Here is a 24,615-nt window from a genome sequence, read left to right on the forward strand (position 1 = left end):
TTTGAAAAGCTTCTATCTAAGCTTTCGGCATGAATGAGTTGATCGTCAAAGGCGGCCTGGTCATCGACACCGAGCCGTCCCCCACCGTGCTCGGCCGCGTCGACGTGCTGATCAGCGGCGGCCGGATCGCCGCACTCGGCCCCGACCTGCCGCACTCCCCCGAGGCCGAGGTGATCGACGCCACCGGCCGGATCGTGCTGCCGGGGTTCGTCGACACCCACCGGCACACCTGGCAGGCCGGGATCCGCATGGTGCTGCCCGACGGCACGCTCCCCGGCTACCTGTCCCGCGTCCTCGGCGAACTCGCCCCCGCCCACGCCCCCGAGGACATCCACACCGCCCAGCTCGCCGGCGCGCTGGAATGCCTCGATGCCGGGATCACCACGGTGGTCGACTGGTCCCACATCCAGTTCACCCCCGGCCACACCGACGCCGCGCTGACCGCCCTGGAGGAGTCGGGCGTCCGCGCCGTCTTCGGATACGCCTACGGGGGCGACGGCGGTCCCGCCGGGATGACCGCCGAGGCACGCCGCGTACGCGAGCACGTCGCCGCCTCACCCGCGCCGCTGACGATGGCGCTGGCCGCGTTCGGCCCCGAGATCGCCGGCGAGGAGCAGGCCCTGGCCGAATGGCGCCTGGCCCGGGACCTGGACCTGCCCGTCACCGTCCACATGGGCGCCATGCCGGGGCTGACGTTCCTGGACAAGAACGGCCTGCTGGACGTCCCCACCATGTATGTCCACCCCAACCACTTCACCGACGAGGGCGCCCGCCTGATCGCCGACACCGGCGGCTCGGCCTCCCTGACCCCCGCCATCGAGGCCGCCATGGACCTCGGCCACCCCGCCACCGGCCGTCTCCGCGCCGCCGGCGTCCCCTCCGGCCTGGGCGCCGACACCGTCACCGCCGGCCCCGGCGACATGTTCTCCCTGATGCGAGCCGCCTACCTGCTGGAACGCAGCCGCCCCACCGCCGGCGCCCCCTTCACCGCCCGCGACGCCCTCCACATGGCCACCCTGGAAGGCGCCCGGACCGCCGGCCTGGCCGACGTCACCGGCTCCCTACGCCCCGGCAAGCACGCCGACCTGATCCTCCTGCGCGCCGACACCCCCGCCATGGCCACCGCCCACGACCCCATCGCCGCCGTGGTCCTGTCCGCCGACACCAGTACGGTCGACACCGTCCTGGTGGGCGGCCGGATCCGCAAGCGCGACGGCCGCCTCGTCGACCACGACCTCCCCGCCCTCCTGACCCGCCTGTCCGAAACCGCCCACCGGGTCACCGCCCCGGCCTGACCCGGAACACCGGGCCCGGCGTGCCCGTCGCCGCCGTCGAGTGTCGGCTCGCTGCACGAGCCACGGGCCGGGGGGCGCCGGGAGCAGTGGGTCAGTCCTCCGTCAACTGGTCGCGGAAGGCGGTGGCGGTGGTGGCGGCGTCGGTCTCGCCCAGGTCGGTGAAGCCCTTGATGGCCTCCTCGACCCGGGTGAGGGCCTCGCCGAGGCGGCCGGCGCCCGCGAGGACCCGGGCCTCGTCGTAGCCGGTGACGGCGTTCTCCCAGGTGAGGGCCGCCTCGTTGTCCCCGGGAAGGTCGGCCAGGGCGGCGCGGGCCCGGGTGATCTCCTCGGCGGCCTCCTCGGGACGGCCGCTCCAGGACAGGCACAGGGCGGCGCGGCGGCGGGTGCGGACCACGCCGAACGGGTCGCCGCCGGCGGCGAACGCCTCGGCGGCGGTCGCGTAGCGCTCGGCGGCCAGGGCGTCCTTGTCGGCGCCGGTGAGGACGTCGGCGGCCTTCTCCAGCAGGGAGGCGGCGACCAGGGGGTTGTCGTCGCGCTCCTCCCCGGCCAGGGAGGCGTAGGTGTCGGCGGCGGCCTCCTCGCCCATGGCCTGCTGGGCCTCGGCGACGATGTAGCGGCAGCGGCGTTCGGACTGGACGTCCTCCAGCTGGAGCAGCATCGGGCCGGCCTCCTCGGCGGCCTCGGCGGCGTCCAGGAAACGACCGGCGTGCAGGTAGGCGAACGCCAGGTCGACGCGGGCGTACGCGGCCTGCGCGAAGCCCCCGGCGGCGGTGTAGGCGGCCACGGCCTCGACCAGGTCCTCGACGGCCTCGGCGGGGCGTTCGCGGAGCATCAGCTCGCTGCCGCGCAGACCGTGGGCCGAGGCGCGCATCGCCGTCATCTCCGCCGGGGCGTTGCGGAGCGCCTCGTCCAGCAGCGCCATCACCTCGTCGGTGTGCTCGCCCGGCTCCCGCCGGGTCTGGATCAGCAGCTGGGCGTGCATCAGCGCGGCCTCGGCCAGCAGCGCCCCGCCGCCCAGCCCGCGGAAGCCGTCGCAGGCGCGGCGGAACGCGGCGGCGGCCCCCTCCGGATCGCCCTGCAGGGCCAGGATCCGGGCGCGGGTCATCTCCAGGTCGGCGGCGCCCGCCGGGTCCTCGCAGGCCGCCGTCTCCAGCAGCGCCACCGCCTCGTCCACGCGGTCGTGCTGCACCAGGGCGTTGACCAGGCGGAGCCGGGCCGAGGCGGCGCGGCGGGAGCCGGGGGCCAGCCCGTCGAGCCGGTCCAGCGCCGACCGCATCCGCCGCACGCCCTCCTCGACGCGGTCCAGCTCGCACAGCAGGGAGCCGGCGCGGCTGCGGGCCGCCTCGGCGCGGACCTCGTCCCCGGCCTGGACGTGCAGGTCGGCGGCCCGTTCCCACTCGGCCAGCGCGGCCTGCGGCTCGCCCTGCGCGACCAGCAGCTGCCAGCCCCGGCCGTCGGCGCGGCGGCCGGCCCGCGCCGGGGACGGCTCGGGCGCCAGCTCGTCGAACCGCTCCCAGGCGGCCACCGCCGCCGCCATCTCGTGCCGGTTCCAGGCCGCCTCGGCGGCGTCCAGCAGCGCGTCCGGGTCGTCGGCCGCCACCGGCTCGGGCCGCGCGGCGACCGGCTCGGGGCGGCGGGCGTACGGGGTCAGCGGCAGATGCTCGACCAGCGGCTCGGCCTCCAGCACCGCGCGCACGTCGTCGCCCTGCCGGGTGGTGCCGTTGCGGGCGTCGAACCGGTCGGCCAGCTCCAGCGCCTGCCGGGTCAGCTCCGCCCGCAGGTCGGCGGCGGCGACCTCGGCGTCCCCGCGGCGCAGCCGCACCTGGTCCTCGACGCCGATGTCGGCCAGCCGGCGCAGCAGCAGCCCCGCCGCCGCCGCGAACCGCATGGTCGCGTACGGGCTGGGCGAGCGCTCCAGCCAGTCCAGGTGCCGTTCCAGGATCTCCAGCCCGCGCGGCTCGTTCCCGGTGATCGCGCAGAACTCGATGTGGTCGGCGATGTCGCTGAGGTCCCGCAGGTTGGGCCGGGTCAGCCGGTAGGCGCGGCGGTGCGCGGTGCCCGCCTCCTCCAGCCGGCCGGTGTGCAGGTAGGCGGGCAGCAGCGCGGTGAGGATGTTCTGCGGCTGCTCGGTGCAGGTCAGCTCCTTGCCGAGGACCGGCGCGGCCAGCTCCAGCGCCTCGGCGTGGCGGCCCCGCCGGGTCAGGTGGCGGACCTTGCCGGTCGGGTCGCAGCCCTCGCAGTCCGACAGCTCGTCGCGCGGGGCGGCGTGCCACCTGGCGTACCACTCGTCGGCCGCCTCGTCGTCGCCCACGTGCCGCGCCACCGCGTGCCGGTAGTGGTAGACCGCCTGCAGGCTGTGCCCGCCGAGCCGGTAGCGGCGCTCCATGTCGTCCAGCACCGCGTACGTGCGGTCCAGCGGGATCTCCGGGAACAGGGTGAGCGCGTTCACCACCCACTTGAAGTGCCACAGCAGCCGCCGCGCGTCGCCGAACCGCCCCGGGTCGGCGTCGTGCTGCGACAGGCACCGGCTGAACGTGGTGAACGCCTTGGCCGGCTCCCCGCCGTGCTGGTAGGCGCTGGTCAGCTCCATCCGCACGGCGAACGCGAGCCGCTCGTCCCCGGCCGCCTCGGCGCGCCGCAGCGCGTCCTCGACCAGCACCGTCCGGGCCTCCCCGAAGGGCAGGTCCCCGGCCCGGTTCATCAGCTCGTATACCTCGTCGGCGCTCACTCGGCGACTCCCGGCTTGTGCACGGCCCAGTCCAGCAGGCCCAGGAACGAACGGTTCAGGACGGCGGTGTCGGCCGCCCGCAGCGGATGGCGGCCGAGCAGCAGCGCCTGCCCGTACAGCCCCTGCACCGCCACCTCGATCAGCCCCTCCTCGGTCAGCGCGGTGATCCGCCGGGTGAGGGGGTTGCGATGGTTGAGGACCAGCTGCGGCCGGTCGGCGGGGCCGGTCCGGCTGAGCGCGCCCAGCACGTCGGCCCACAGCTCGTCGGCCTGCCGCCGGGCCTCCTCCAGCTCCTCCTGGTGGCGGGCGGCCCGGCTGGTCAGGTACAGCGCCGGCAGCGAGGCCGGGTCGAAGTCGCGGACCACGACCTCGCAGCCCAGCGACTCCACGGCGCGCTGCGCGACGGCCAGGAACGGCCGCAGCGCCAGCTCGGTGCCCGGGTCCAGCACCCCGAAGTGGGTGGTCAGCTCCGCCGGGTCCAGCCGGCGCAGCGCCGCGTCGGGGTCGATCCGCGGGAGCCGTTCGATGATCTCGGTGTCGTAGACGTAGCCGCCGTTGACCAGCCCGACGCCCTGCGCCCCGGACACCGCCGACAGCCGCCGGAACTCGTCCACGTCGGCGGTGTAGCGGCCGTCGGGGTGGCGGCGGCGGAACTCGGCCAGCGTCATCGGCCCCGCCGAGGTCTCGAACTCCAGCCACCGGTCGACGATCCGCAGCATCTCGTCGTCGTGCAGGGCCATCGCCTTGACCCCGAGGTGGTGCAGCCGCAGGAAGCCGCGCAGCCGGGCCGGGTCGGTCTCGGCCAGCGTCACCAGCCACTGCCGGATCCGCTCACCCAGCGCCTGCCGGGTCGACTCCAGCAGCTCGTCCTCGTACAGCGCCTCGCGGCTGGCGGTGGGCTTCAGCTCACCGGCGTCGACCACGCAGCGGACGAAGAACGCCCAGTCCGGCAGCAGGCCCTCGACGTTCTCGGCCAGCAGCATCCGCTTGAGGTAGACCCGGTGCGCGCCGCGCGCCCCCGGCGAGACCTGCTGCGGGACGACGAACGCCACCCCGGTCAGCCCGGCCTCGGGCACCTCGAGGTCGATCATGTCGTACGGCTCGAACCCGTACAGCTCCCGGCAGTACTCCGCCAGCGCGCGCCGCCGCCGCGCCGGGGTCGGGTGGGCGGCCAGCCACGGCGGTCCCCCGCCGGTGACCTCCCGCCCGTCCACCGTGACCGGGAACGGCAGCAGCGACCCGTACGTGCGGGCCAGGTCGGCGACGGTGCCCGGGGCCAGCAGCTCCCCCGCGCCGGGCCGCGCCCGCAGCGTGACGGTCGTGCCCGCCTCGGCGCGCTCGGCGGGCTCCACCCGGTAGCGGCCGTCGGAGTAGCCGATCCAGCGGACCGGGTCGCCGCCGCGCGCCGACCGGGTCACCACCTCGAGCTCGTCGGCCACCAGGAACGCCGACAGCAGCCCGATGCCGAACTGCCCCAGGAAGTCGTGCCGGGCGAACCCCAGCTCGTCCCGCTTGGAGGAGCGGCCGATGGTGGCCAGCAGCCGGTGCACCTCGTCCTCGGTCAGCCCCACCCCGTCGTCGTGCACGCGCAGTTCGCCGGGCCCGGTCTCGATCCGCACCCGGCCGGGGCCGCCGCCCCGCGCGGTGATCGCGTCCACCCCGTTCTGCAGCAGCTCCCGCAGGTAGACGCGGGGACTGGAGTACAGGTGGCGGCTGAGCAGATCGACCACGCCGCGCAGATCCACTTGGAACGACTGGTCGGCCACCCGCAAAATCCTCCCCAAATCCGTACAAAATGCGGGGGTAGCCTATCGGCCCCCGCCGACGTTATCCGCCGCTTTTCCAGCAACGCCGCCATCCGCGTGCGGCCGGTCCGGCCCACCCGCCAGGCCCGACCGAGAGACCATGGCCGGAGTTCTGCCCGTCCCGCCCGTACGGCGACCGAGCCCTGCCGGACACGGCGAACGCCCGGGTCGGGCGGTGGTGCCGCCGGACCCGGGCGTTCGAAGGGAGTGGACGACCGCGGCGAAGCGGGAATCGCCCCCCTCACATCAGGGGTCTGGGGGTCGTCCCCCAGACGGGCGGGGTCAGATCAGGCCGAGACCGCGGACGGCCTCGCGCTCCTCGGACAGCTCGGCCACGGAGGCGTCGATCCTGCCCCGGGAGAAGTCGTCGATCTCCAGGCCCCGGACGATCTCCCACCTGCCGTTCGCGCAGGTCACCGGGAACGAGGAGACCAGGCCCTCGGGCACCCCGTAGGAGCCGTCGGACACCACGGCCATCGAGGTCCAGTCGCCCTCGGGGGTGCCGTTCACCCAGGTGTGGACGTGGTCGATGGCGGCCGAGGCGGCGGAGGCGGCCGAGGAGGCGCCGCGGGCCTCGATGATGGCGGCGCCGCGCTTGGCGACGGTGGGGATGAAGTCGTTCTCCAGCCACTCCTGGTCGTTGACGACCTCGGCGGCGCTGCGGCCGTTGATCTCGGCGTGGAAGATGTCGGGGTACTGGGTGGCGGAGTGGTTGCCCCAGATGGTCATCTTCTTGATGTCGGACACCGACACGCCGGCCTTCTTGGACAGCTGGGCCAGCGCGCGGTTGTGGTCCAGCCGGGTCATCGCGGTGAACCGGTCGGCCGGGACGTCCGGCGCGTGCGACCGGGCGATCAGCGCGTTGGTGTTGGCCGGGTTGCCGACCACCAGCACCTTGATGTCGTCGGCGGCGTGCGCGTTGATGGCCTCGCCCTGCGGCTTGAAGATGCCGCCGTTGGCCTCCAGCAGGTCGCCGCGCTCCATGCCCTTGGTGCGCGGGCGGGCGCCGACCAGCAGCGCGATGTTGGCGCCGTCGAACGCGGTCTTCAGGTCGTCGGTGATGTCGATGCCGGCCAGCAGCGGGAAGGCGCAGTCGTCCAGCTCCATCGCGGTGCCCTCGGCCGCCTTGACCGCCTGCGGGATCTCCAGCAGCCGCAGCCGGACGGGTACGTCCGGGCCGAGCAGCTGCCCGGCGGCGATGCGGAACAGCAGCGCGTAACCGATCTGCCCGGCGGCGCCGGTGACGGTGACGTTGACTGGGGTGCTGGTCATGGCCTTCATCTCCTGGCGACTGACGGGCGTCGTGGGCCCGACTCTCTCGTTGTCGAGATACTTCGAGCTCAGCGTATCGCGCGCCGCTCCCCCGCCACGTCCCCGCCCCCGTACCCGCCCGCCGCACGGCGGTCATGCCCGGTGAGCGGGGGAACACGAAGGCCGCCCCGGGGTCTCCGGAGCGGCCTTCGTCCGGTCGCTCATCCCCGCGTACGCGGGGAGCACGGCCGTCGTTCCCGATCAGCAGGGCCAGGGGACCACCCCCGCGGTGACGGGGAGCAAGGAAAGGAACACCCCTGGCTGACCGCACAGGACGGGTCACCCCCGCACGCGGCGGGGAGCGGTCACCGGCTCATTCTCATTCGCTGATCTTCTTCTGGAGGTTGACGTCGAGGGCCTCCAGGAATTCCTCCGTCGTCAACCAGGGCGTCTCGTTCCCGACCAGCAGAGCCAGGTCCTTGGTCATCTGGCCGGACTCGACGGTCTCGATGCAGACCTGCTCCAGGGTCTGGGCGAACGCGGTGACCTCGGGGGTGTTGTCGAGCTTGCCCCGGTGGGCCAGGCCGCGGGTCCAGGCGAAGATCGACGCGATCGGGTTGGTGGAGGTGGGCTTGCCCTGCTGGTGCTGCCGGTAGTGGCGGGTCACCGTGCCGTGCGCGGCCTCGGCCTCCACGGTGCGGCCGTCCGGGGTCATCAGCACCGAGGTCATCAGGCCCAGCGAGCCGAAGCCCTGCGCCACGGTGTCGGACTGCACGTCGCCGTCGTAGTTCTTGCAGGCCCAGACGTAGCCGCCCTCCCACTTGAGCGCGGCGGCGACCATGTCGTCGATCAGCCGGTGCTCGTAGGTCAGGCCCCGCTTCTTGAACTCCGCCTCGAACTCATTTTCGTAGATCTCGGCGAACACGTCCTTGAACATGCCGTCGTAGGCCTTGAGGATCGTGTTCTTGGTCGACATGTAGACCGGGAAGCCGCGGTCCAGGCCGTACCGGAACGAGGCGCGCGCGAAGTCCTCGATGGACTTGCGGAAGTTGTACATGGCCATCGCCACGCCGCCGCCCTCGGGGTACTGGGCGACCTGCATCTCGATCGGCTCCGACCCGTCCTCGGGGGTGAAGGTCACGGTCAGCGTGCCGGGGCCGGGCACCTTGAAGTCGGTGGCCTTGTACTGGTCGCCGTGGGCGTGACGGCCGATCACGATCGGCTTGGTCCAGCCGGGCACCAGCCGGGGGATGTTGGAGACGATGATCGGCTCGCGGAAGACCACGCCGCCGAGGATGTTGCGGATCGTGCCGTTGGGCGACCGCCACATCTGCTTGAGCCCGAACTCCTCCACCCGGGCCTCGTCGGGGGTGATCGTGGCGCACTTGATGCCGACGCCGTACTTCTTGATGGCGTTGGCCGCGTCCACCGTGACCTGGTCGTCGGTGGCGTCCCGGTGCTCGATCCCCAGGTCGTAGTACTTCAGGTCGACATCAAGGTAGGGCAGGATCAGCTTGTCCTTGATGAACTTCCAGATGATCCGCGTCATCTCGTCGCCGTCGAGTTCGACGACCGGGCCCGCTACTTTGATCTTGGGCATGCTGTTGCTGTCCCTTTCCAACCGGCCAGCAGTCCTTCGTAAGGCTCACTGGCGAGGCTATCCGAGCCCGATCACAGGTCTAGACCTGGCCCGGCACTTCCTGGCATCACGGCAGATCGCGGCATGTCGTCCCCTGCCGGACGATGGGGATGGATCGGTCCAGACCCCCGCGGACCGGGTGCCCCGCCACGCACCGCCGTACACCCCGTCAACCTCCCGGAACGGCGAAGCGATTCCGATGGACCGACCAAGACCCGACCATGGGGCGCCGACGCGGGCTCAGTCGCCCGGAACGACCCAGGCGACCACGGCCAGGGCGATCGCCAGCGTCGCCATGGTGAGCACGTCCAGCCACTTCTTGCGGATCGCCAGCATCCCGACCTGGCTCTCCGGCAGCACCAGCCGGGCCAGCGCGCCGAACATCACCCCGGCCGCCAGCAGCGCCGATCCCTTGCGGAAGTGGTTGGTGGCGAACATGACCAGCGCACCGCCGGCCCCGCACAGCGCCAGCAGGTAGGGCAACTGGCCCAGCCAGTGCGCCGACGAGGCGGCCCGGCCGCGCGGGGCGGTGCGCCGGCGGCGGCCCAGCACGGCCTGCTGCTCGCCGCTGTCCGGGTCGTCGATCCGCTGGTCGGCCACCACACGCTCCTCCGGGGGCGGGTCCGGAACCCTTCCGGCCGCCGCCGCCCGAGTCTACGCCCGGCGGCCCCGTCGCGCCCCGGCGATCACCGGCCGACCGCGCGGAAAGCCCTGCCCCGTGGGAGCTACCCGCCGGTAGGAGGGTGTGGCTGCACCATGGCCGGGTAACCCGCTGGACAGGGGTCGCTAACTAGCTGGGAGGACTGCCGTGGAGGGGCCGTTCATACGGATCGAGGACAGCGGGCTGGTGGTGCCGCTGCGCCCCGATGTGACGACGGTCGGACGAGGAAGGGGAGTGGACGTTCGTCTCGAGGACCCTAGTGTGTCCCGGCTGCACGCCGAGATCGTCCGGCGCGGGCCGTACGTGTACGTGGTCGACATGGGGCTGTCCCGCAACGGGACCCGTGTCAACGGCCGGCCGATCGCCCGGCGGGTGCTGGAGGACGGCGACGTCGTGAGCTTCGGCACGGCGCGCTGCCGGATGGGGGGCATCCCCCGCGAGGAGGTCGATCCCGACGTCGAGCTGCGGCGCGCCGTCGCCCCCGAGCTCACCCGGCGGGAGGTGGACGTGCTCACCGCGCTGTGCCGCCCCGCCCTGTCCGACGAGGCGTTCGTGGCGCCCGCGACCGCGCGGGACATCGCCGGCGAGCTGGTCGTCACCGAGGCCGCGGTCAAGCAGCACCTGCTGCGGCTCTACCAGAAGTTCCGCATCCCCGAGGGGGCCAACCGGCGCACCCGGCTGGCCAACGAGGTGATCGCGATGGGCCTGGTCCGGCCGCTGCCGCCGGTGCACGTGCCCCCGCAGTCCCGGGGCCCCGCCGACTCCCGGCAGGCCACGGGGGAGTTCCGGCGCCCGGTCCCCCCGGGCGTGGCGCACCGGGCCGTGGCGGGCAGGCCGGCGAACGCCGGTCCCGGCCGTACCACGGCCGGCACGGCGGGCCGCCGGGCTAGCTGAGCCGTGCGGCCGCCGCTCGCGCAAGGGCAGCGCAGGCGTGCGGCGGCCGCACCAGCCGAGCCGGCGCCCCCCGGTGACGAGACGAGATCTCGGGAGGGCGGTCGAGCCCCGGTGATGTCCGGGACCGGAACGGGGTAGGCGGAGACCCCGCACCGGTCCCGGACCCGTGTCCGGGACCGTTCGGCGTCAGGCGTTCAGGGCCTCGGCGGCCTCGACGACGTTGGCCAGCAGCATCGCGCGGGTCATGGGGCCCACCCCGCCGGGGTTGGGGGCCACCCACCCGGCGACCTCGGCGACGTCGGGGGCGACGTCACCGGTGAGCCTGCCGTTCACCCGGGAGACGCCCACGTCCAGCACCGCCGCGCCGGGCTTGACCATGTCGGCGGTGACCAGGTGCGGAACGCCCGCCGCGGCCACCACGATGTCGGCCTTGCGGGTGTGCGCGGCCAGGTCCTTGGTGCCGGTGTGGCACAGCGTCACGGTGGCGTTCTCGCTGCGGCGGGTCAGCAGCAGCCCCAGCGGGCGCCCGGCGGTGATCCCCCGGCCGATCACCACGACCTCGGCCCCGCGCAGCGGCACGTCGTACCGGCGCAGCAGCTCCACGATGCCCTTGGGGGTGCACGGCAGCGGCCCCGGCTGCATCAGCACCAGCCGCCCCAGGTTGAACGGGTGCAGGCCGTCGGCGTCCTTGTCCGGGTCGATGAGCTCCAGCACCCGCTTCTCGTCCAGCCCCTTGGGCAGCGGAAGCTGCACGATGTAGCCGGTGCAGGCGGGGTCGGCGTTCAGCTCGGCCACCGCCCGTTCCACCTGCTCCTGGGTGGCGTCGGCGGGCAGGTCGCGCCGGATCGACTCGATTCCGACGTCCGCGCAGTCGCGGTGCTTCATCGCCACGTACGAGCGGCTCCCGGGGTCGTCGCCCACCAGCACGGTGCCGAGCCCCACCGAGATCCCCCGCTCCCGCAACGCGGCCACCCGCGCCTTCAGATCGGCCCGGATCTGTGCCGCCGTCGCCTTACCGTCCAGGATCTTCGCAGTCACCCTTAGATTGTTGCAGCCCGCCCGCGAACGCCTCCCGGGACCCCGATCGGCCCGCGCCCGGCGGTTTCACCGGCCGGTTCCGGTGGTGCGTCCGCTACTCCTCGTCGGGGCGCTGCAGAGCCGTCACGACGCGGTCGGTGATGTGCCAGCTGGCGAAGGCGGTCACCAGGGCCAGCGCGACGGCCGCCACCAGGCCGACGATGTGGCGCACCTCGGTCATCGCGAACGAGGACTGCACGATCCAGCTCAGGACGATCTCCATCGTCTTCCCCCAGAAGGAATTTCGAGCGCACCAAGAGAGGGTCACGGGCGCTGATCGAGCCATGAGGCTACCAGCGCTCCGGTAAAAACCTCTCAAGATCTCCCAAATCGGGCTGCCGTGCCCGCTCGCACGACGAGCGGGCACGGCATGCGGGGGATCAGTGGAAGAAGTGCCGCACTCCGGTGAAGTACATGGTGACGCCCGCCTTGGCCATGGCCTCGACGACCTCCTCGTCACGGACCGAGCCGCCCGGCTGGACGATGGCGCGGACGCCCGCGGCGGCCAGCACCTCGGGGCCGTCGGGGAACGGGAAGAAGGCGTCGGAGGCGGCCACCGAGCCGGCCGCGCGGTCGCCGGCGCGCTGGACCGCCAGGCGGGCGGAGTCGACACGGTTGACCTGGCCCATGCCGACGCCCACGGTGGCGCCGCCGGAGGCCAGCAGGATCGCGTTCGACTTGACCGAGCGGCAGGCCCGCCAGGCGAACGCCAGGTCGCGCAGGGTCGCCTCGTCGACGGGCTCGCCGGTGGCCAGGGTCCAGGTGGCCGGGTCGTCCCCCGCGGCGTCGATCCGGTCGACGCTCTGCAGCAGCACCCCGCCGTCGATCCGGCGGAACTCCACCTCGCCCGCCGGGCCCTCGGGGCAGCGCAGCAGCCGGATGTTCTTCTTGCGGGTGAGGATCTCCAGCGCCGCGGGCTCGAAGTCCGGGGCCACCACGACCTCGGTGAAGATCTCGGCGACCTGCTCGGCCATGGTGACGTCCACCGGGCGGTTGACCGCGATCACCCCGCCGAACGCCGACACCGGGTCGCACTCGTGGGCCCTGCGGTGCGCCTCGGCCACGTCGGCGCCGATCGCAATCCCGCACGGGTTGGCGTGCTTGATGATCGCCACGCACGGCTCGGCGAAGTCGTAGGCGGCCCGCCGCGCCGCGTCGGCGTCGACGTAGTTGTTGTACGACATCTCCTTGCCGTGCAGCTGCTCGGCCCCGGCCAGCCCGCCCTTGCCGTCGGTGTAGAGGGCGGCGCGCTGGTGCGGGTTCTCGCCGTACCGCAGCACGGCCTTGCGCTCCCAGGTGCCGCCCAGGAAGTCCGGCCACTGACCGGACTCGGCGGTCTCGTCGGGGGCGTACGAGCTCGCGAACCAGGACGCCACCGCCACGTCGTAGGCGGCGGTGTGCGCGAACGCCCGCGCGGCCAGCCGGCGGCGCTCCTCCAGGGTGAAGCCGCCCGCGCGGGCCGCCTCCAGCACCCGGCCGTAGGCGGCCGGGTCGACGACGACGGCGACGCTCGGGTGGTTCTTGGCGGCGGCGCGCACCATGGTCGGCCCGCCGATGTCGATCTGCTCGACGCACTCGTCCGGGGACGCCCCGGAGGCGACGGTCTCGGCGAACGGGTACAGGTTGACCACGACCAGGTCGAAGGGCTCGATGTCCAGGTCCTCGAGCTGCTGCCGGTGGCCGTCCTTGCGCCGGTCGGCCAGCAGCCCGGCGTGCACCCGCGGGTGCAGGGTCTTGACCCGGCCGTCCAGGCACTCGGGGAAGCCGGTCAGCTTCTCCACCTTCAGCACCGGCACCCCGGCGTCGGCGATCCGGGCCGCGGTGGACCCGGTGGAGACGATCTCCACCCCCGCCTCGTGCAGGCCGCGGGCCAGCTCCGCCAGCCCGGTCTTGTCGTACACGCTGATCAGCGCGCGCCTGATCGCCACTCGACTCACGGCCGAGCTCCCCTCGCTCGTCGGAAAAGGTTCAGTCGTCGTCGGACCGCGCGGCCGAACCGGCGTCGTTGCAGGTGCGGCATTTCAGGGACACCCGGCGCCCGCGGGCGGTCCAGCCGTCCCGGGCCAGCCGGCCCACCACCTCGACCAGCAGGCGGCGTTCCACCTGCTTGATCCGTTCGTGCAGGGCGTCCTCGTCGTCGTGCCACCGGACCGGCACCGCCTCCTGGGCGATCACCGGGCCGGTGTCCACGCCCTCGTCGACGAAGTGCACCGTACAGCCGGTGACCTTGACCCCGTACGCCAGGGCGTCGCGGACCGCGTGCGCCCCCGGGAACGCCGGCAGCAGCGCCGGATGGGTGTTGACGATGCGCCCGCCGAACCGCTCCAGGAACGCCGGGCCCAGGATCTTCATGAACCCGGCCGAGACCACCAGGTCCGGCTCGTACGCGGCGACCCGCTCGGCCAGCGCCGCGTCCCACTCCTTGCGGCTGGGGAAGTCGGGGACGCGGACCACGAACGTGGGCACCCCGGCCCGCTCGGCGCGTTCCAGGCCCGCGATGCCGTGCCTGTCGGCGCCCACGGCCACCACCTGCGCACCGTAGGCTGGATCTGCGCACGCTTCGAGCAGCGCCTGTAGGTTGGTCCCCGCGCCGGAGACAAGGACGACAAGCCGGGCGGACACCGCGACTCCTTATCGGGACGAGCGGCCGACGACCGCATGGCGGACCGGAACGGCTGGACACCGGCAGCTGAAAGCCTATCGGGCCGCCCGAGCAGGCCCGGAGGCGACACCACAGGCAGGAGGATCAGTGAGCATCGAGCCGGGGCCAGGCACCGGACCGGAGCCGAAGGGCCCGGGCACCCCCCCGGGAGCCCCCCAGGACATCGAGCGCAACGGGCGGCGGGCCATGTGGCTGGCCCTGGCCGCCGTGCTGATGATGTTGATCCCGGTGGCGACCGTCTTCGCCGTGATCCCGGCGATCGCCGCCGTCGTGCTGGGCGTCCGGACGCGCCGCGCCGCCCGGCGGGCCGGCCGGCCGCCGGCGCCGGGCTCGCTGGCCGGGGTGGTGGTCGGCGCGATCGTGACGGTCCTGTTCGTGATGATCGTCGGCACCCAGCTGTACCTGCACGAGGAGATCACCCGCTACAGCCAGTGCCAGAACGCGGCCAACACCATCCAGGAGGAGCGCGGGTGCCGCGAACGCCTGGCCCGCGACGTGGAGAAGAAGTTCGGCCTCCCCTCGGGCACCCTCAACGAGGAAATGCTCGCGTACTGATTGTCGCGCCTCCGGCGCGGCCGTCACGACTCGCCGGACACGGCCTAGTCCTCGGGTGAGTCGTCGCGGAGGACGTAGATGGCCCCGCCTCGGGTCTCGATTCGTTCGGGCTCGTCGCGGGGCTTTTCCTTGTGCTTCGGCGGCTCGGGGGGCGGGGGCTCCTCCTCTTCGGGGACGGGTTCCGGGTCCGGGTCGGGGGTCGTGGGGGGCTCGTCCTGCTGGTCGCGGACGCGGGGGCGGCGGGGCTTGCGGGCGGCCAGGACGGGTTCGGCCTCCTCGAACTCGAGCGGGTCGGCGAGCACGGGGGTGATGCGCGGGCGGGGCGGGGAGTCGGGCGTTCGGGGAGCGGCCGGAGGGGCGGGGGGCTCCGCGGGCTTGGCCGAGCCGGTGCGCTTGGCGCGCTTGGCGCGCTTGGCCGGCTTTGCGGGCTTGGGGGCCTTGGGGGGTGCGGGCTTCTTCTTGCGGCGCTGGCTCGGGGGCGTGGGGGTGGCGCCTTCGGGGGTGCGGCGGAGAATGAGCCAGTTGTAGAGCCAGGCGGTGAGGGCGGCGGCGATGCCGACCTCGAGGGCGGCCATCAGGCCCACGCGCCAGGGGGACGGGCCCATGGCGGTGAGACGGCCGCCGCCCAGGGGGCCGCCGGAGAGGGCGGCCAGGACGGCGGTGGCGCAGCCGGTGAGGGCACCGGAGGCGAAGCCCCACAGGGGGGCGGCCTCGGCGGAGGAGGTGGGCAGGGTGCGGATGGTGAGGGTTCCGGCGACCACTCCGGCCAGGAACGGGGCGGCCAGGGACACCAGGGAGACCGCCGGGGCCGGGCCGGGGTCGGGGAGGGCGGCCAGCGGCGGGAACGACGGGACGACCTCCAGCAGCACGCCGGTCGGGGAGACGCGGGTGCCCGTTCCCACGGCGAAGCCGGTGCCGACCGCGTAGGCCAGGCCCCAGATCACCGCGTTCGGCAGGTAGACCAGCTCGACCAGGAGCAGCAGGGCGCCGCCGACGACGCCCGGGGCAAGCTCCTCGTACAGGGCGGTGGACTCGGACATGTTCATCGCCAGCGACGCGGCGACCAGCACCGCCCCGGTGGCCAGCAGCACGCCCAGCGCCCCGAGCACCCCGATGACCAGGGAACGGGGCCGTTCCGGCAGCAGGCGCAGCAGCGCGCCCAGCCCGGAGCGGACCCGCCTGCCGCGGGAGGCGACCAGGGCGCGGGCGGCCCCCAGCCCGCCGGCGACCAGGGCCAGCAGCAGGCACGCGGTCAGCGCCTGCCAGGCCGACGGCCGCACCGCGGGGGTGGCGGCGGCCAGCGCCAGCAGCGCCGCCAGCACCGCGTACGGGACGGCCAGGGCCAGCGCCACGTGCACCACGCCCGCCCGGGAGCGGCGGGCCGTCCGGGAGGCCCGCATCATCCAGGCCCCGCCGCGGTACAGCAGCGCGCCCGGCAGCACCATCAGGCCCAGCGGCAGCAGCCCCACCCGCCCGCCCGGCAGGGAGAACCCGGCGTGGTGCGCGACCAGCCAGAAGTTCACCGCGGTCCGGAACACCCCGGGCAGCCCGGGGCCGAGCGCGGTGCGGGGGGCGGCGATCCAGCCGACGAGGGTGATGGTGACCAGCACGGCCAGCCCGATGCCCACGCACCAGGCGGCGGCCACCAGCCCGGCCACCGCCAGCGGGCGCGACGCCGCGCCGCGCTCCTCGGGCCGGGCCGGACGGGGAGGACGTGGCGGCTCCGCCTTCCCCTGGGCGCCCCCCTGGGCGCCGCCGCCCGCCCGCCCGGCGGGGTCCGGTCGCCTGCGGGGTGCTCGCTGTCCTGGCTTCTCGTCCGACACGGCCCCCATGCTGGCAGCCCGGCGCATCCGGCGCGGGCTCGGGCGCCCGGCGTGTCGCCCTTCGGCCCGACCGCCGGACAACGGGTGATTTCCCGCCTCCGCGAGGCGGATGACGCCGCATACTTGGACGGGGCTCCCCTGACCCGGGAGACGCCCGCATGTCCAGAACCAAGAGGACCACCCCTCTCCAGATGGTCCTGATCGTCGCGATGTTCCTGGGGGTGGCCGCACTCCCCATCCTGTTCGAGATCGACAACGTGCGGCTGGCGTTCGGGCTGACGGGGACGCCCGGGTACGCCACCGTCACCGGATGCGTGGAGCTGGACTACGAGGGGGACAGCGTCGACTGCGACGGTGTCTTCGTTCCCGACGACGCTCCCCAGGACGTCCGGCACGTGGACATGCCGTCGGACTCCGACGCGGGAGACGAGTTCGCCGCCCGGTTGAGCCCGGAGGGCGACCGGGCGTACCCCACCACCTGGCAGGGCAGGCTGATGTCGCTGGCGCTGCCGATGCTGGGGGTGGCGATCCTGGTGCCGATCCCGTGGGCGGTGGTGGCGTGGTTGCGGCGCAAGCCCCTGGGGGTCGGCTCGTTCTACGTCATCGCGGCGCTGTGCGGCCTGTGCCTGCTGATCACCTTCGCCGGGCTGGCGGTCTCGGCGTTCTAGAACGCGAACGGGCCGCCCCGGCGCACCAGGGGCGGCCCGTCACGCGGGAACCGGTCAGCGGTTCTTCATGATCTCCCGCATCAGGCGGGCGGTCTCGCTGGGGGTCTTGCCGACCCGGACGCCGACCTTCTCCAGGGCCTCCTTCTTGGCCTCGGCGGTGCCGGACGAGCCCGACACGATCGCCCCGGCGTGGCCCATGGTCTTGCCCTCGGGCGCGGTGAACCCGGCGACGTAGCCGACCACCGGCTTGGTGACGTGCTGCTCGATGTAGGCCGCGGCGCGCTCCTCGGCGTCCCCGCCGATCTCGCCGATCATCACGATCGCGTCGGTCTCGGGGTCCTCCTCGAACGCCTGCAGGGCGTCGATGTGGGTGGTCCCGATGACCGGGTCGCCGCCGATGCCGACGCAGGTGGAGAAGCCGATGTCGCGCAGCTCGTACATCATCTGGTAGGTCAGCGTGCCCGACTTGGACACCAGCCCGATCCGGCCGGGGGTGGTGATGTCGGCCGGGATGATGCCGGCGTTGGACTTGCCGGGCGAGGCGATGCCGGGGCAGTTGGGCCCGATGATGCGGGTCACGTTGCCCTTGGCGACCGCGTGCGCCCAGAACTGCGCGGTGTCGTGCACCGGGATGCCCTCGGTGATGACCACGCACAGCCCGATGGCGGCGTCGATGGCCTCGATCACGGCGTCCTTGGTGAACTTCGGCGGCACGAACACCACCGAGGTGTCGGCGCCCGTCTCGGCCATCGCCTCGGCGACGGTGCCGAACACCGGCAGGGATTTGCCGTCGAAGTCGACGCTCTGCCCGGCCTTGCGGGCGTTGACGCCACCGACCACGTTGGTGCCGGCCCGCAGCATCCGCGCGGTGTGCTTGGAGCCCTCGGAGCCGGTCATCCCCTGGACGATGACCTTGCTGTTCTCAGTCAGCCAGATAGCCATGTTCACGCACCTGCCGCGGCGAGCTGGGCGGCCCGCTTGGCCGCCTCGTCCATAGTGTCCACCCGCTCGACTCCGGTCAGCCCGGCCTCGTCGAGGATCCGCCGGCCCAGTTCGGCGTTGTTGCCGTCCAGCCGGACCACCAACGGCCGGTCCACGCTCTCGCCCCGCTCGGCCAGCAGTTTGTAGGCCGACACGATGCCGTTGGCGACCGCGTCGCAGGCGGTGATGCCCCCGAAGACGTTGACGAACACGCTCTTGACCGAGGGGTCGGACAGCACGATCTCCAGGCCGTTGGCCATCACCTCGGCGGAGGCGCCGCCGCCGATGTCCAGGAAGTTGGCCGGCTTCTGCCCGCCGAACTCCTCGCCCGCGTACGCCACCACGTCCAGGGTGGACATGACCAGGCCGGCGCCGTTGCCGATGATGCCGACCGAGCCGTCCAGCTTGACGTAGTTGAGGTCCTTCTCCTTGGCCCGGGCCTCGAGCGGGTCGGTGGTCTTCTCGTCGGCCAGCGCCGCGTGCTCGGCCTGCCGGAACGAGGCGTTGTCGTCGAGGGTGACCTTGCCGTCCAGCGCCCACACCTCGCCGTCGGTGGTGAGGATCATCGGGTTGACCTCGACCAGGGTGGCGTCCTCGTCGGTGAACACCGCCCACAGCCGCTCGATCAGCTCGGCGGCGCCCTCCAGCGCCTCGGCGGGCAGCCGGCCGGCCTGCGCGATCTCGCGGGCCTTGGCCCGGTCGACCCCGGTCAGCGGCGACACCGGGACCTTGGCCACGGCGTCGGGGTTGGTGGCGGCGACCTCCTCGATGTCCATGCCGCCCTCGGCCGAGCAGATGGACAGGAAGGTCCGGTTGGCGCGGTCGAGCAGGAACGAGAAGTAGTACTCCTGCGCGATGGCGCTGCCGGCCTCGACCAGCACCTTGTGGACCGTGTGGCCCTTGATGTCCATGCCGAGGATCTGCTCGGCCAGCGCCTGGGCCTCGTCGGCGGTGTCCGCGAGCTTCACACCGCCGGCCTTGCCGCGGCCACCGGTCTTGACCTGGGCCTTGACGACGACCTTCTTGCTCCCCGCGGAGAACAGCTCCTCCGCGATCGCCCGCGCCTCCTGGGGCGTGTGGGCCACCTTGCCGGTGGGCACCGGTACCCCGTACTCGGCGAAGAGCTCCTTCGCCTGATGTTCGAACAGGTCCACGAGGGTCCGTCCCTTTACGGATCGATGGTTCGCATGCCGGGTGGGCATGCCCTTCGTCGACCGCTCCGGCGATCGCCCGCACAGAGCGCGGCGGGTTGCGGGGCGGGCTGTGCGCACGGCGACCAGAGCGGTCAGCTCCGGTCGTGCAGCCTATAAAACGCCGGTCAGTGATCGCGAAAGCGGGTCCGCCCGGCGTGCGGATCATGCCCTCCCGCCCGGTAGGCCCGGTTCGGAGGCGGGTAAAGACCGGATGGCGGGCAGGTTGCCGAACGGGGTGTTGAATGTACCGATAAGCCGCTTTCGTCCATGACGGTGTGGGAGGCGGGTCGACGGTGACGGGTCCGGGGGCCAGGAAGGTACGGCGTGCCATCGCCCTGTCCCTGGTGGCGCTGATCGCCGCCACCTGCGGTTCCACGCTGCCGGACCAGCGGCGGCCGGAGTGGACCAGCCCCGGGCTGGTCGGCGGGGGCGGCTGGCCGTTCGCGCACGAGCCGATGGACGCGGCCGAGGCGGCGGGCGCGGCGTACCTGCCGGACAGCTCGGTGGTGCGGCTGGCGGACGGGCGGATCCGGCTGATCCCGATGGGCGGCCGGCAGGCGATCACCGTGCCGGCCGACGACCCGCGGGTGGCCGACTCGGTGCGCGGCGACCGGGCGTGGCTGGCGCGCAGCCGGGTGCCGGGCGGCGACACCGTGTACCGCGACATGGCGGTGCGGGCGCTGCTGGACCTGCGGCTGCTGACCCGGCCGAACGGCGCCACGACCGCCTCCTGGTACCGGCAGTGGAACTACGTGTGGCCCCGTGACGCGGCGTTCGCGGCGGCGGCGTTCACGGTGTCGGGCCATCCGGAGGAGGCCCGCCGGGTGCTGCGGTTCCTGGCCCGGGTGCAGACCGAGTCGGGGCAGTGGGCGGCGCGCTACGAACCGGACGGGAGCCCGGTCGCCGACGGCCGCGAGCCGCAACTGGACTCGCTGGGCTGGGTGCTGTGGGCGAGCTGGTTCTTCCGCGTGCACGACACGGGCGACGGGGCGGAGCTGCCGGAGCTGTGGACGATGGTGCGCCGCGCGGCCGACCATCTGGCGGGCTCGCTGGACGCCGAGGGCCTGCCGCCGCCGTCCCCGGACTACTTCGAACGCGACCCCGGCAAGGAGGAGGACCCGCGGCGGCCCACGCTGGGGGTGGCCGCCCCGGTGCTGACCGGCCTGCGCGCGGCGGCCGACCTGGCGGTGCGGTCCGGGTGGCGGGCCGAGGCGATCCGCTGGCGGCGGGCCGCGGACCGGCTGGCGGCGGCGGTGTCCCGCACGTACGCCCCGTACGGCTATCCGCGCTCCCCCGTCGAGAACGGGCTGATGGACACGTCGGTCACGTTCCTGGGCCCGCCGTTCGCGCAACCCGACGCGGGGGTGACGGCGGCGGTGCTGAGGGCGGCCGACCGGCTGCGGCTGCCGAACGGCGGGGTGCTGCCGGGCGAGAAGTGGAGCGGCAACCCGGACGTGGCGTGGACCCCGGAGATGGCGCTGTTCGCGCTGAACGCCGCCTCCTCCGGCCGGGTCGAGGACGCCCTGACCAGGCTGGACTGGCTGGCCGAGCACAGCACCGAGCTGGGCGTCCTCCCGGAGAAGGTCGACGCCCGGGGCCGCCCGGCGGCGGTGGCGCCCCTGGGCTGGACCGCCTCGACCGTCCTGCTCACCCTGTCGGCCCTGGCCGGCCCCCTCCCGATCCCGCCCGCCTGACCTGCCCGCATGGGCGGGCGGCGGTCAGGCGAACTGGTCGTGGGCGAGTTTGAGGACCAGGGCGGTGACGACGCACAGCAGGACGGCGCGGACGAAGCCGGCGCCGCGCTTGATGGCCATGTGGGCGCCGAGCTGGGCGCCGGCGATGTTGCAGACGGCCATGGCCAGGCCGAGGGCCCACAGGACGTGACCCTGCAGGGCGAAGACGATCAGGGCGCCCAGGTTGGTGCCGGTGTTGATGATCTTGGAGTTGGCCGAGGCCCGGACGAAGTCCGCGCCCAGCAGCCCGGTGAACGCCATCACCAGGAACGTTCCGGTGCCCGGGCCGACCAGGCCGTCGTAGAAGGCGATCAGCACCCCGGGCACCAGCACCGCCGCCGCCGTCCGCCGCCGGGTCCGCAGCACCGGCCTGGGCACCCGGCCGAGGTCGGGACGCAGCACCACCAGCGCGGCCACGCCCAGCAGCACCACCATGATCACCGGCCGCAGCACGTCCGAGGAGATCACCGCCGCGCAGGCCGCGCCGCCCGCCGCCGAGGCCACCGCGATCGCCCCGGCGGGCCCGGCGACGTCCAGGTCGGGCTTGGTCCTGCGCAGGTAGGCGTAGGCGGCCGAGGACGTTCCGGCGATGGAGGCGAGCTTGTTGGTGGCCAGCGCCGCGGCCACCGGCTGGCCGGGATTGAACACCATGAGCGCCGGGAGCTGGATCAGCCCGCCGCCGCCCACCACGGCGTCCACCCAGCCTGCGGCGAGCGCCGCCATCAGCAACAACACGAGCTGTTCCGGCTCCACGGCGGCACTCCCGGGGGGTAAGGAGTCAAATGGCTATGACCCCTGACCCTATCGGAGGCTCACGCGGTCGCCACGACCTGGAACCCCTCCGCCAGACGGCCCTCGGAAAGCCCGGCGGCCCGGGCGTTGAAGACGAGCCAGCCGCGCAGCATCCCCTCCAGGTCGTCCATGTGCGCGACCTGGCTGGCGTGCGCCCGCAGCGCCGCGACCTTGCGGGGGAACGCCTCGGTCACGTCGACGTAGTGGTTGTTGGCCGGCCCGCCGGTCAGCCACACCTCCCGGACCGTCCAGGCGTCCAGCCCCTCCTCCCGCAGCTCGGGGAACGCGTACGGGTTGCGGGCGTCCGGATAGACCGCGTCCAGGGCGGCCGAGCCCACCGCACGGTGGTCGGGGTGACTGGGGTGGATCCGCTCGTAGTTGCGTTCCGGGCTCGGCATCAGCACCCGGTCCGGCCGCACCTGCCGGATCACCCGGGCGATGTCGCGCCGCAGCTCCAGCGTCGCCTCCACCCGGCCGTCCGGGTAGCCCAGGAACCGCACGTCCGTCACGCCGACCGCCCCGGCCGCCGCGCGCTGCTCCTCGCGGCGCAGCTCGGCCATCCGCTCCCGGGTGATCCCGTCGTCGAAACCGCCCGCGTCCCCGTCGGTGACCATCAGATACGTCACCCGGATGCCCCGGTCGGTCCAGCCCGCGATCGTTCCCGCCGCACCGAAGTCGACGTCGTCGGGATGCGCCATCACCACCAGCGCCCGCTCGATGTCCCTATCGTCGATCACAGCCGTCACGGCTTCACCCTAGGCGGCCGGACCGATGAGGGGGTACAAGCGAACCATGCGCAAACTCATCAACGACCCCGCCGAGGTGGTCGCCGACGCGCTGCGCGGCCTGGCCGCGGCCCACCCCGACCTGCGGGTGGACCCCGACGCCGGGATCGTGGTGCGGCGGGACGCGCCGCGGTCCGGCAAGGTCGGGCTGGTGTCGGGCGGCGGCTCCGGGCACGAGCCCCTGCACGTCGGATTCGTCGGGCCCGGGATGCTCGACGCCGCCTGCCCCGGCGAGGTGTTCACCTCACCCGTCCCGGACCAGATCACGGCCGCCACCACGGCGGTCGACGGCGGGGCCGGGGTGCTGCACGTGGTGAAGAACTACACCGGCGACGTGCTGAACTTCCAGATGGCCGCCGAGCTGGCCGAGGACGAGGACGTCGAGGTGGCCACCGTGATCGTCGACGACGACGTGGCGGTGCAGGACAGCACCTACACCGCGGGACGGCGCGGCACCGGCGGCACGCTGTTCGTGGAGAAGATCGCCGGAGCGCTGGCCGAGGAGGGCGCGGACCTGGACGCGGTCGCGGCGGTCGCCCGGGAGGTGAACGAGCGGACCCGGTCGTTCGGGGTGGCGCTGTCGCCGTGCACGGTCCCGGCCGCCGGGCGCCCGACGTTCGAGCTGGGCGAGAACGAGATGGAGCTGGGCATCGGCATCCACGGCGAGCCCGGCCGCGAACGGGTCAGGGCGGGGACCGCCACCGAGATCGTGACGGCGGCGCTGGAGGCGATCGACGCGGACGTGCCGCTGCGCGGCGAACAGGTGCTCGTCATGGTGAACGGCATGGGGGGGACGCCGCTGATGGAGCAGTACGTGGCGTTCGGGGCGGCGTCGGCGTGGCTGGCCGACCACGGCGCCACCGTGGCGCGATCGCTGGTCGGCGCCTACGTGACCAGCCTGGAGATGGCCGGGGTGATGGTGTCGGTGTGCCGGCTGACCCCCGAGCTGACCCGGCTGTGGGACGCGCCCGTGCAGACCCCGGCGCTGCGGTGGGGCCGATGAACGCCGCCGACCTGACCGCCTGGATCAGGCGGGCCGCCGAGCTGGTGGCGGCCGACGCGGAACGGCTCACCGAACTGGACGCGGCGATCGGCGACGGCGACCACGGCCACAACCTGGCCCGCGGGCTGGCCGCGGCGGTCGACGTCCTCGACGAACTGCCCGCCGACGCCTCCCCGCAGCAGGTGCTGACCACCGCCGGGCGGACGCTGGTGTCCAAGACCGGCGGCGCGTCCGGCGCCCTGTACGGGATGGCGCTGCGCCGGGCCGGCAAGGCGCTGAAGGTCGACGAGATCGACGCCCGCTGGCTGGGCGCGGCGCTGCGCGAGGCGCTGGCCGGGGTGCAGGACCTGGGCAAGGCCGAGGAGGGCGACAAGACCATGGTGGACGCGCTCGCCAGGGCGGTCGCCGCCTTCGACGCCGCCCGGCACGAGGGGGCGGACCTGGCCGGGGCGGCCAGGGCCGCCGCCGCGGCCGCCGAGGAGGGCGCGCAGGCCACCGTGCCGATGCAGGCGCGCAAGGGCCGCGCCAGCTATCTCGGCCCGCGCAGCGTCGGGCACCTGGACCCGGGCGCGGCCTCCACCGCGCTGATCCTCCGCGCGCTGGCGGACGTGACCGGCGGGGAGGGCTGACCGGTGGGCAAGGTCGGGCTCGTGGTGGTCTCCCACAGCCGGCGGCTGGCCGAGGGCGTCGCCGAGCTGGCCCGCGAGATCGGCATGCACAGGGTCCGGGTCCAGGCGGCCGGCGGCGACGTCGACGGCGGGCTGGGCACCAGCTTCGACCTGGTGGACAGCGCCGTCCGCACCGTCGACGACGGGGCCGGGGTGGTGCTGCTCGCCGACATCGGCAGCGCGGTCCTCATCTCCCGCCTGTTCGTGGAGGAGGCCGACACGACCGCGGTCCTGGCCGACGCCCCCCTGGTGGAGGGCGCCGTCGCCGCCGCGTCCATGGCCGCCGCCGGCGCCGATCTGGACGCCGTGGTGGCCGCCGCGCAGAGCGCGTACGAGGTCCGCAAGTCCTGATCCGGAGCGGCGCTCCGCCGCCCCGGGGGACGCGAACCGGACCTCGGTGTC

At 73.8% G+C, this 24,615-nt stretch carries 22 protein-coding genes; 8 read left to right on the forward strand and 14 right to left on the reverse strand.

The window, feature by feature from the left end; translation table 11 throughout:
* Positions 1-29: 29 nt before the first annotated feature.
* Complete coding sequence (locus tag HNR21_RS00290) at positions 30-1,295, forward strand: amidohydrolase family protein (protein WP_182703599.1); 1,266 nt, start codon at positions 30-32, stop codon at positions 1,293-1,295.
* A 91-nt stretch (positions 1,296-1,386) separates the two neighbouring features.
* On the opposite strand, the gene HNR21_RS34870 is transcribed toward HNR21_RS00290, so the two are convergent.
* From HNR21_RS34870 to HNR21_RS00315, 5 genes are all read right to left on the reverse strand, one after another.
* On the reverse strand, positions 1,387-4,023 hold the full coding sequence (locus HNR21_RS34870) for a hypothetical protein (protein WP_182703600.1): 2,637 nt from the start codon (positions 4,021-4,023) through the stop codon (positions 1,387-1,389).
* The gene (locus tag HNR21_RS00300) at positions 4,020-5,789 is read right to left on the reverse strand and encodes an HSP90 family protein (RefSeq protein WP_119728526.1); all 1,770 of its coding nucleotides are present in this window, start codon (positions 5,787-5,789) and stop codon (positions 4,020-4,022) included. The genes HNR21_RS34870 and HNR21_RS00300 overlap by 4 nt, the downstream gene beginning before the upstream one ends.
* 321 nt (positions 5,790-6,110) lie before the next feature.
* On the reverse strand, positions 6,111-7,100 hold the full coding sequence (locus HNR21_RS00305) for a malate dehydrogenase (protein ID WP_182703601.1): 990 nt from the start codon (positions 7,098-7,100) through the stop codon (positions 6,111-6,113).
* A gap of 358 nt (positions 7,101-7,458) precedes the next feature.
* On the reverse strand, positions 7,459-8,679 hold the full coding sequence (locus HNR21_RS00310) for an NADP-dependent isocitrate dehydrogenase (protein ID WP_182708411.1): 1,221 nt from the start codon (positions 8,677-8,679) through the stop codon (positions 7,459-7,461).
* Positions 8,680-8,958: 279 nt separating this feature from the next.
* Positions 8,959-9,318 carry a DUF3017 domain-containing protein gene (locus tag HNR21_RS00315; protein WP_233359070.1) on the reverse strand — a complete coding sequence of 120 codons (360 nt, stop codon included), beginning with the start codon at positions 9,316-9,318 and terminating at the stop codon, positions 8,959-8,961.
* Between the two features lie 208 nt (positions 9,319-9,526).
* Between HNR21_RS00315 and HNR21_RS00320 the strand changes: the two genes are divergently transcribed.
* Entirely contained in the window at positions 9,527-10,273 is a 747-nt protein-coding gene (locus HNR21_RS00320; protein ID WP_182703602.1) for an FHA domain-containing protein, read from the forward strand.
* Between the two features lie 186 nt (positions 10,274-10,459).
* Here HNR21_RS00320 and HNR21_RS00325 read toward each other — a convergent pair whose 3' ends face one another.
* From HNR21_RS00325 to purN, 4 genes are all read right to left on the reverse strand, one after another.
* Positions 10,460-11,311 (reverse strand): bifunctional methylenetetrahydrofolate dehydrogenase/methenyltetrahydrofolate cyclohydrolase, encoded by an 852-nt coding sequence (locus tag HNR21_RS00325; RefSeq protein ID WP_182703603.1) that lies wholly within the window; start codon positions 11,309-11,311, stop codon positions 10,460-10,462.
* 94 nt (positions 11,312-11,405) lie between these two features.
* A complete protein-coding gene (locus HNR21_RS00330; protein ID WP_157995892.1) occupies positions 11,406-11,573 on the reverse strand; it encodes a hypothetical protein in 168 nt (55 codons plus the stop codon).
* A gap of 157 nt (positions 11,574-11,730) precedes the next feature.
* The gene (gene purH, locus HNR21_RS00335) at positions 11,731-13,287 is read right to left on the reverse strand and encodes a bifunctional phosphoribosylaminoimidazolecarboxamide formyltransferase/IMP cyclohydrolase (protein ID WP_182703604.1); all 1,557 of its coding nucleotides are present in this window, start codon (positions 13,285-13,287) and stop codon (positions 11,731-11,733) included.
* 31 nt (positions 13,288-13,318) lie between these two features.
* A complete protein-coding gene (purN, locus tag HNR21_RS00340) occupies positions 13,319-13,972 on the reverse strand; it encodes a phosphoribosylglycinamide formyltransferase (protein ID WP_182703605.1) in 654 nt (217 codons plus the stop codon).
* Positions 13,973-14,099: 127 nt separating this feature from the next.
* Here purN and HNR21_RS00345 point away from each other — a divergent pair, with 127 nt between their 5' ends.
* Positions 14,100-14,567 (forward strand): hypothetical protein, encoded by a 468-nt coding sequence (locus HNR21_RS00345; protein ID WP_182703606.1) that lies wholly within the window; start codon positions 14,100-14,102, stop codon positions 14,565-14,567.
* Between the two features lie 44 nt (positions 14,568-14,611).
* On the opposite strand, the gene HNR21_RS00350 is transcribed toward HNR21_RS00345, so the two are convergent.
* Positions 14,612-16,390 carry a cell division protein PerM gene (locus HNR21_RS00350; RefSeq protein WP_312880752.1) on the reverse strand — a complete coding sequence of 593 codons (1,779 nt, stop codon included), beginning with the start codon at positions 16,388-16,390 and terminating at the stop codon, positions 14,612-14,614.
* A gap of 158 nt (positions 16,391-16,548) precedes the next feature.
* Between HNR21_RS00350 and HNR21_RS00355 the strand changes: the two genes are divergently transcribed.
* On the forward strand, positions 16,549-17,058 hold the full coding sequence (locus HNR21_RS00355) for a hypothetical protein (RefSeq protein WP_182703607.1): 510 nt from the start codon (positions 16,549-16,551) through the stop codon (positions 17,056-17,058).
* Positions 17,059-17,112: 54 nt separating this feature from the next.
* On the opposite strand, the gene sucD is transcribed toward HNR21_RS00355, so the two are convergent.
* Both sucD and sucC read right to left on the reverse strand, forming a co-directional pair.
* A complete protein-coding gene (gene sucD / locus HNR21_RS00360) occupies positions 17,113-18,000 on the reverse strand; it encodes a succinate--CoA ligase subunit alpha (protein ID WP_119728519.1) in 888 nt (295 codons plus the stop codon).
* Positions 18,001-18,002: 2 nt separating this feature from the next.
* Positions 18,003-19,193, reverse strand: coding sequence for an ADP-forming succinate--CoA ligase subunit beta (sucC, locus tag HNR21_RS00365; RefSeq protein ID WP_182703608.1), 1,191 nt, complete (start codon positions 19,191-19,193; stop codon positions 18,003-18,005).
* A gap of 332 nt (positions 19,194-19,525) precedes the next feature.
* Between sucC and HNR21_RS00370 the strand changes: the two genes are divergently transcribed.
* Complete coding sequence (locus tag HNR21_RS00370) at positions 19,526-20,926, forward strand: glycoside hydrolase family 15 protein (protein WP_182703609.1); 1,401 nt, start codon at positions 19,526-19,528, stop codon at positions 20,924-20,926.
* Between the two features lie 24 nt (positions 20,927-20,950).
* Here HNR21_RS00370 and HNR21_RS00375 read toward each other — a convergent pair whose 3' ends face one another.
* Together HNR21_RS00375 and HNR21_RS00380 are read right to left on the reverse strand one after the other, a co-directional pair.
* Positions 20,951-21,718, reverse strand: coding sequence for a sulfite exporter TauE/SafE family protein (locus tag HNR21_RS00375; RefSeq protein WP_182703610.1), 768 nt, complete (start codon positions 21,716-21,718; stop codon positions 20,951-20,953).
* Between the two features lie 59 nt (positions 21,719-21,777).
* Complete coding sequence (locus HNR21_RS00380; RefSeq protein ID WP_233359162.1) at positions 21,778-22,494, reverse strand: PIG-L deacetylase family protein; 717 nt, start codon at positions 22,492-22,494, stop codon at positions 21,778-21,780.
* Positions 22,495-22,549: 55 nt separating this feature from the next.
* Between HNR21_RS00380 and dhaK the strand changes: the two genes are divergently transcribed.
* From dhaK to dhaM, 3 genes are read left to right on the forward strand one after another with little or no spacing between them, the layout of a single operon-like run.
* Entirely contained in the window at positions 22,550-23,545 is a 996-nt protein-coding gene (dhaK, locus tag HNR21_RS00385; RefSeq protein ID WP_182703611.1) for a dihydroxyacetone kinase subunit DhaK, read from the forward strand.
* On the forward strand, positions 23,542-24,174 hold the full coding sequence (gene dhaL / locus HNR21_RS00390; protein WP_182703612.1) for a dihydroxyacetone kinase subunit DhaL: 633 nt from the start codon (positions 23,542-23,544) through the stop codon (positions 24,172-24,174). The genes dhaK and dhaL overlap by 4 nt, the downstream gene beginning before the upstream one ends.
* A 3-nt stretch (positions 24,175-24,177) precedes the next feature.
* Positions 24,178-24,564 carry a dihydroxyacetone kinase phosphoryl donor subunit DhaM gene (gene dhaM, locus HNR21_RS00395; RefSeq protein ID WP_119728513.1) on the forward strand — a complete coding sequence of 129 codons (387 nt, stop codon included), beginning with the start codon at positions 24,178-24,180 and terminating at the stop codon, positions 24,562-24,564.
* The last annotated feature ends 51 nt before the right edge of the window (positions 24,565-24,615 follow it).

The sequence above is a fragment of the Thermomonospora cellulosilytica genome (assembly GCF_014138835.1).
GTDB classification, from domain to species: domain Bacteria; phylum Actinomycetota; class Actinomycetes; order Streptosporangiales; family Streptosporangiaceae; genus Thermomonospora; species Thermomonospora amylolytica.